The following is a 7041-nucleotide window of genomic DNA, read 5'->3' on the forward strand; positions in this document are numbered from 1 at the left end:
TCCCCGCCGGTGGGCGGGCCGCGCGGCGGCCCGCCCACCGGCGTTTTCGGCGCAGGTCACCCGGGTAGACCGCTATGACATGAAGACCGATCCCTCGTGTCCCCGGTGCGGGCGCGCGGTCCAGCCCCCGGGGTTGTGGACCAGCGCGTGGCAGTGCGACGCACACGGCCCGGTCACGCCGCTGCAACCGTTCCGCCAGCCCAACACCGGCGCCCTGGAGGCCCTGTTGCCCCAGGCGCGCGTCCCGGTGTGGATCCCGTGGCCGTTGCCCACCGGGTGGGTGGTCACCGGGTTCGCGGAGGCGGGCGACGACCGCAGCGGAGCGCTGGCGACCGCCGTGGCCCTGTCCGGACCCGACCCGCTGGGCGGTGTCGGCGAGGTCGTCATCGTCGCTGAGGCCCCCGGGATCGGCCTGGGCGCCCGCCTGGCCGGTCTGGAGGGCCCCGACGCCGGCGACGGGTTCGACACCCGGGCACCCGACGCCAAGGTGCGCTTCGACGGCCACGAGATCCCGCTGTGGAACCTCGACCTGGGCCGCGAACGCGCCGGCTACACCGGGGAGGCGCTGTCCCAGTGGCTGTGGGTGGTGTTCGCGAGCGCCGACACCGCCCTGCTGATGTGCGAGATCAACGCCCTGCGGGACCTGCGCGACATCAACGACGGCGGGGTCTCCCTGGAGCCGCCCTTCGGCGCGCCCAGCCCGTTCCTGGAGGCGGAGCTGGCCCCCCGCCCGGGCTGACCGCGCTCTTGCACGCTCTCCTGTGCCACTGGGAGTCGGCGAGGCGCCGGCGGGGTTCTGGAGGCCCGGAGTGGATGTCCGAGGAACGAGGATGTCCACGTAGGGCCGAAGGTTCCCGCCTTCTAGGGGCGCTGAGCACGAACCGAAGCGGAGCGGAGGTTCAAGGAGGCACAGCTAGTACGATCAGCCGGTGACACGTATCGACCTGCACTCCCACAGTTCCGTCTCCGACGGCGGCGATGCTCCGGAGGAGGTCATCGGGTACGCCGTCGCCGCGGGCCTGGACGTCCTCGCCCTCACCGACCACGACACGGTCGGCGGCATCGGGGCGGCCGCCGCCGTTCTGCCGCCCGGCTTCACCCTGGTCCCGGGCATGGAGCTGTCCTGCGCCTACCGGGGCTCCAGCGTCCACCTGGTGTCCTACCTGTTCGACCCGGACGACGCCGACCTCGCCGAGGAGCTGCGCCGGGTCCGCTCCGACCGCGCCTCGCGCGCCGAGGAGATGGTCCGCAAGCTCCAGGCGAACGGGGTGGACGTCACCTGGGAGCGGGTGCTGGAGATCGCGGGCGCCGGGCACGCCGAGCACGCCGACGCCAACACCATCGGCCGTCCCCACCTGGCCCGCGCGATCGTGGAGGCCGGGGCCGCCCGCGACGTGCAGGACGCCTTCGACCGGTGGATCGGCTCCGGCGGGCCCGCCTACGCCTCCCGGTACGCCATCGACCCGGTGCGCGCCGTCCGACTGGTGCGGGCGGCGGGCGGGGTCTGCTCCCTGGCCCACCCGGGCCGCGCCGAGGGCGCCCTCAACGGGTCCGTCCCGCTGGAGCTGGTCGAGCGCATGGCCGCCGCCGGGCTGGGCGGCATCGAGGCCGACCACCCCTCGCACAACAGCGGGCAGGCCCGCCACTGGCGCGGGGTCGCCGCCGACCTGGGCGTGGTCGTCACCGGCTCCAGCGACGACCACGGTTCCCTCACCGGCCACCGGCTGGGCGCCCGGACCACGGCGCCGGAGGCGTTCGAGGAGCTGGTGGCCCCGGCCACGGGGGTCCCCCTGATCAGGGGCTGAGGCTGTCGGTTCACCCGGTGGGTTCGGTACGGTACGGACCACCGCGCGCGGGCGCGACAATGGTCGCAGCGCATTCACCCATATCGGACTAAATGAGAGGTCTGACGCCGTGTTCTGGAAGCGGAAGCCGAAGAAGCAGGACGGCCCGGAGGCCACCGATTCCGCTGCGGAGGTCGCGGTGGACGACACGGCGGACGACGCCGACGCGGTCGAGGAGACCGAGACGGAGGCGAAGGCCGAGGAGACCTCCCCGGAGAAGACCTCCGAGAAGAAGGCCGGGAAGGCCGAGGAGGAGAAGGAGGCGAAGGCGGAGGACACCGACGCCGCCGAGGCCGACGACTCCGACACCGAGGAAGACTCCGACGCCGAGGAGCCCGCCGAGAAGGCCGAGGCCGACGACTCCGCCGAGGACTCCGAGGACTCCGACGACGAAGAAGAGGACGAGGACGAGTCCGAGGACGACGAGCCCGAGGCCTCCACCGACCTCTTCGCCGACGACACCGAGGAGGCCGGTGTCACCGGCCCCGACTCCGAGGGCATCACCCGCGTCCGCGCCGCCGGCACCTTCGAGTTCGACGACGAGAAGTTCGAGTACGTCGGCAACACCTGGATCGTCAAGGCCGACGACGACGGCGTCATCGTCATCGACCCGGGCCCCGACGCCGAGGCGGTCCTGGAGGCCATCGGCGAGCGCGAGGTCTACCTCGTGGCCTGCACCAACGCCTACGCCCCGCACATCGAGTCCGCGGTGAAGATCGTCGAGGAGACCGAGGCCCCGGTCGCCCTGCACCCCCGCGAGATGCGCCTGTGGCGCCGCAAGCACGGCGCCGAGCACCGCCCCGACTACGAGATCGAGGGCGGCGGTTCCATGACCATCGGCGACCTGGAGATCGACGTCGTGGCCCTGCCCGGCACCTCCCCGGGCACCGTCGGCTACTCCATCGGCCAGCTCGGCGTGGTCTTCTCCGGCGACACCCTCCGCAAGGGCGAGCCGGGCATGGTCGGCAACACCTACATCGACTACACGACCCAGCTCGCCTCCATCGGCGAATCGCTGCTGTCGCTGCCCCCGGACACCCGCATCCTGCCCGACCGCGGCCCGGCCACCACCGTGGCCGCCGAGGGCAAGAACTTCGACTCCTGGGTCTGACCCCTCCCGGGCCTGACCCCTCCCGGGTCCGACCCCGGTCAGGCCCCACCGGGACGCCGACGCGCCCCGGTCCCCTCACGGGGGCCGGGGCGCGTTCGCGTGTCCGTGTGTTCGCGCATGTGTGCGCCGCGCGTGCGGTCAGCGGCGGCCGACCGACTCCACCTCGTTCCAGAACGCGGTGAACGCGCTGGCCGTGGTCTCGGGCGCCTCCACGTTGGGGGAGTGCCCCGCACCGGGCACCACGATCCGCTTGGCGTCCAGCCGCTTGGCCATGTCCTCCTGGAGGGAGGGCTCCCACGCGTCGTCGTTCTCCCCGTACATCACCAGGACGGGCAGCGGCAGCGCCGCCAGCTCCTCCACCCGGTCGGCGGCCCCCAGCAGGTCCTCGGCGCAGCGCAGCAGGCCCAGGGCGCTGCTGCGCACCAGGCGGTCGTGCAGGAAGGAGTGGACGCCCTCGTCGGGCGTGCGCTGGCGCGCCTCGGCGTCGAACCGCTCGTCCCACAGCTCCTCCAGGCGCTCCCGGGAGGGGTTCATGGACAGCGCGGCGATGAGGGCGCGGGTGCGCATCGCGGCCTGGCCGGGCAGGGCGGCGGGGCCGCTGCACAGCAGCGTCAGCGAGGCCAGGTCGACCATGCCGCTCAGTGCGGTCTCGCGCGCCACCAGGCCGCCGAAGGAGTGGCCCACCAGGTGGACGGGCATCCGCCCGCCGACCTGCTCGACGACCTCGGCGACGACCTCGCCCAGCGAGGTCAGCCGGTAGTCGGGGACCTGCACTCCGGGCGGCGGGGTGAGGGTCTCCGGGCCCGGCGAGTCGTAGGTGCCGGGCAGGTCGACCGCGACCACCTCCCGGCCGCCCTGGGCCAGGGTCTGGAGGATGGCGATGAAGTCCTCTTTGCTGCCGGTGTAGCCGTGCACGAGCACGGCGGGCGCCAGCTCGGCGCCCCCGGAGACGGGCAGCGCCCGCAGAGCCGCCACCGGGCCGTAGGACAGGTCGAGGTCGACCCGCCGCACACCCGGCGGCAGGTCGAGGAACTTAGGTGTACTCACGTCCGGTCACCCTAGACGATGGCGGCCCGGTCCGGGGTGGACCGAGAGCGTGATCTCCCACGTCGGCGCGGTACCGGCGGTACCGCGCCGCCTGTGCGTGCCGCGGCGCCCGTCGGGTGCCGCGGCCGTGTCCGCTCCGGCGGCGCGCCGTGGCGCCCGCCGGGTCGGTCAGGTGTTCTCGGGGTCGCGGACGGCCGAGCCGCTGCGGGTGCGGCGGCGACGGCGGACCGTGCGGGTGCCCTCGCCCCCCTCGCCCTTGTCGGCGACGGCCGCGGCCGGAGCGGCCTTGGCGGCCGGGGCCGGCTGGGCCTTCGCCGGGGCCTCCGCGCGCTTGTCGGCGGCGGGCGCCTCGGTGCTCGCGGCCACGTTCTCCCCGCCGCGGGTGCGGCGGCGCGAACGCCCGCCGCGGCTGCTGCGGCGGCGGCCCTCACCGCGCTCCTGGTCACCGGAGCGGTCCCGGTCCCGGTCGCGGTCCCGGCCACCGCGGCCGCGCTGGACGCGCGGACCACCGGTGTCACCGATGTCCTCGATCTCCTCGGCCTCCAGACCGGCGTGCTCGGCGCGCTTGTCGGCGGCCAGCCGTCCCTTGGTGCCCGCGGGGATGCCCAGCGCCTCGAAGAAGTGCTTCGAGGTGGAGTAGGTCTCCTCCGGCTCGTTGAACTCCAGGTCCAGCGCGGCGTTGATGAGCTTCCACCGCGGCATCTCCTGCCAGTCCACGAACGTGACGGCGGTGCCGGTGCGCCCGGCGCGGCCGGTGCGGCCGATCCGGTGCGTGTAGGTCTTCTCGTCCTCGGGCGTCTCGTAGTTGACGACGTGCGTGACGTCGTCCACGTCGAGCCCGCGGGCGGCCACGTCGGTGGCGACCAGGATGTTGATCTTGCCGTTGCGGAAGGCGCGCAGCGCCCGCTCGCGCTGGCTCTGGCCCAGGTCGCCGTGGACGGCCGCGACCGCGAACCCGCGGTCCTTCAGCTCGCCCGCGACCCGGTCGCACGCCCGCTTGGTCTGGCAGAAGACCATGCTCTGCCCGTGGTCCTCCGCCTGGAGGAGCCGGGCCAGCATCTCGATCTTGTCCATCTGGTGGGTGCGGAACGCGTGCTGGGCGATCCGGCTGGTGATCGCCGAGCCGTCGATCTCGTTGTCGTCGCCGGCCCGCACGTGGGTGGGCTGCCGCAGGTACTTGCGGGACAGGGAGACGATCTCGCTCGGCATGGTGGCCGAGAAGAGCATGACCTGGCGCTCGGCCGGGATCTTGGTGAGGATCCGCTCGATGTCGGGCAGGAAGCCCAGGTCGAGCATCTTGTCGGCCTCGTCCAGGACCACCGCGGCGACCTTGTCCAGCCGCAGGTGCTTCTGGTTCTCCAGGTCGAGCAGGCGGCCGGGGGTGCCGACGACGACGTCGACGCCCTCCTTGAGGCCGTTGATCTGCGGCTCGTAGGAGCGGCCGCCGTAGACGGTCAGGATGCGGGCGCCGCTGCGCTTGCCCGCGGTGGTCAGGTCGGCCGCGACCTGGATGGCCAGCTCACGGGTGGGGACCACGATCAGGGCCCGGGGGCTCTTGGAGGTCCCGGGGACCTCCTGCGCGCTCTGGAGCAGGGGGACGCCGAAAGCCAGCGTCTTGCCGGTGCCGGTGCGCGCCTGGCCGATGATGTCGCTGCCGCCGAGGGCGATCGGCAGGGCCAGTTCCTGGATGGGGAAGGGCTCGATGATCCCCTCGGCCTCCAGGGCGTCGGAGATCTCGGTGCTCACGCCGAGGTCTCGGAAGGTGATGCGGGGCTGCTGTGTTTCTTCTGTGCTGCTCAGGGCTCAGGCCTCCATCTTGGCGGTACACGAAGGGATCGTGTCCGCGTCGGGATGCGGTCGCGGGCGGCCTCGGGGGCCGTCGCGGAAGGCGCGGCACGCCGTCCGTTCCACTCGGGAACGGTGCGGCGGCGCTGCCGTCGGATCCGCGGCCCGGGGGCTCCCGGCCGGAAAATCGGATCCATCCGCTCGGCGCGCTCCCGTTTTCCTTCGGGGGCCCGCCGTGGTTCGTCGGGTTCGTCCGCGCGGTCGCCGGTCGCCCTCGGGGGCGGCCGAATCGCGCGGCGGGGCACGGCGCCCGGGAGGCGCCATGCTGCGTGCGGGGACGTCCCCGCGTGTGTGAGAAGGGGTCCGTGTCGGTCCGCACACGCAGGTCGTCACGGAGAGTCTAGCCGGTGACCCGTCCGGGGGACATGGGAGTTCTCCGGAGCGGGACGGCATGGACCTACCCGTTCCCAGCTGGTGCAACCGTGCCCTTCGGACGTTTAGTCCCCGGTTCGGTGTGAGAACGGCCGGGCGATACGCTGGCGCCCATGACCAAAGGCCCCTCTGTGAACCCCGGTGTGATCGATCTCCTCGGCCTGCTGGCCTACGCCGAGCTGGGTTCCTTCTTCCGTCTCGCCGGTGACGCGGTCCTGGCCCCCACCCTGCGCGGCAAGGGCCGCCTGGCGGCGCTGGCCGCCACGGAGCAGGCCCACTACCAGGTGCTCCGCGACCGCCTGGAGGAGCTGGGGGTCGACCCGGAGGAGGCGATGGCCCCGTTCGTGGAGCCACTGGACTCCTGGCACGAGCGGACCGAGCCCAAGACCTGGCTGGAGAGCCTGGTCAAGACCTACGTCGCGGACGGGATCGCGGGGGACTTCTACCGCCGGGTGGCCGAGCTGGCCGACGACGAGACCCGCATCCTGGTCGAGGGCGTCCTCGCCGAGACCGGCCGCGCCGAGTTCGTGGCCGAGACCGTGCGCGAGGCCCTGGCCGAGGACCCGGTCCTGGCCGGGCGCCTGTCGCTGTGGGCGCGCCGACTGGTCGGCGAGGCGCTGGGCCAGGCCCAGTCCGTGGCCGTGCGGCGGCCCCGCCTGGCGGCCCTGCTCGCCGAGGGCGTCGACCGGCCCGAGACCGCCAGGGAGGACACCACCGGCCTGGGCGACCTCGCCGCGGTGAGCCGCATGTTCGCCTCCCTCACCGACCGGCACGCCGGCCGCCTGGAGGCCATGGGCCTCAGCGCCTGAGCACCCGGACGTG

Annotated in this window: 6 protein-coding genes; 4 read left to right on the forward strand and 2 right to left on the reverse strand. The window is 73.5% G+C overall.

All coding sequences use genetic code 11. The features are described 5' to 3' along the window. The first annotated feature begins 79 nt into the window (after window positions 1–79). The 3 genes from ACJOT3_RS30330 (at window position 80) to ACJOT3_RS30340 (ending at window position 2955) form a co-directional block, all read left to right on the forward strand. The gene (locus ACJOT3_RS30330) at window positions 80–739 is read left to right on the forward strand and encodes a DUF6758 family protein (RefSeq protein WP_406976561.1); all 660 of its coding nucleotides are present in this window, start codon (window positions 80–82) and stop codon (window positions 737–739) included. Between the two features lie 190 nt (window positions 740–929). After that, complete coding sequence (locus ACJOT3_RS30335) at window positions 930–1805, forward strand: PHP domain-containing protein (RefSeq protein ID WP_406976562.1); 876 nt, start codon at window positions 930–932, stop codon at window positions 1803–1805. A gap of 109 nt (window positions 1806–1914) precedes the next feature. Further along, window positions 1915–2955, forward strand: coding sequence for an MBL fold metallo-hydrolase (locus ACJOT3_RS30340; protein WP_406976563.1), 1041 nt, complete (start codon window positions 1915–1917; stop codon window positions 2953–2955). Between the two features lie 138 nt (window positions 2956–3093). On the opposite strand, the gene ACJOT3_RS30345 is transcribed toward ACJOT3_RS30340, so the two are convergent. Continuing rightward, entirely contained in the window at window positions 3094–4002 is a 909-nt protein-coding gene (locus ACJOT3_RS30345) for an alpha/beta fold hydrolase (protein WP_406976564.1), read from the reverse strand. 168 nt (window positions 4003–4170) lie between these two features. Beyond that, window positions 4171–5748, reverse strand: coding sequence for a DEAD/DEAH box helicase (locus ACJOT3_RS30350; protein ID WP_406976565.1), 1578 nt, complete (start codon window positions 5746–5748; stop codon window positions 4171–4173). 584 nt (window positions 5749–6332) lie between these two features. On the opposite strand from ACJOT3_RS30350, the gene ACJOT3_RS30355 reads away from it, so the two are divergent. Next, window positions 6333–7028 carry a ferritin-like fold-containing protein gene (locus ACJOT3_RS30355; protein ID WP_406976566.1) on the forward strand — a complete coding sequence of 232 codons (696 nt, stop codon included), beginning with the start codon at window positions 6333–6335 and terminating at the stop codon, window positions 7026–7028. The last annotated feature ends 13 nt before the right edge of the window (window positions 7029–7041 follow it).

Origin of the sequence: Nocardiopsis protaetiae (assembly GCF_045446735.1) — a bacterium.
Classification (GTDB): domain Bacteria; phylum Actinomycetota; class Actinomycetes; order Streptosporangiales; family Streptosporangiaceae; genus Nocardiopsis; species Nocardiopsis protaetiae.

Excerpts from the sequence above, each read along its gene's own strand:
- ACJOT3_RS30330 (WP_406976561.1), top strand. The coding sequence starts at position 80 with ATGAAGACCGATCCCTCGTGTCCCCGGTGCGGGCGCGCGGTCCAGCCC.
- ACJOT3_RS30355 (WP_406976566.1), top strand. The coding sequence starts at position 6,333 with ATGACCAAAGGCCCCTCTGTGAACCCCGGTGTGATCGATCTCCTCGGC.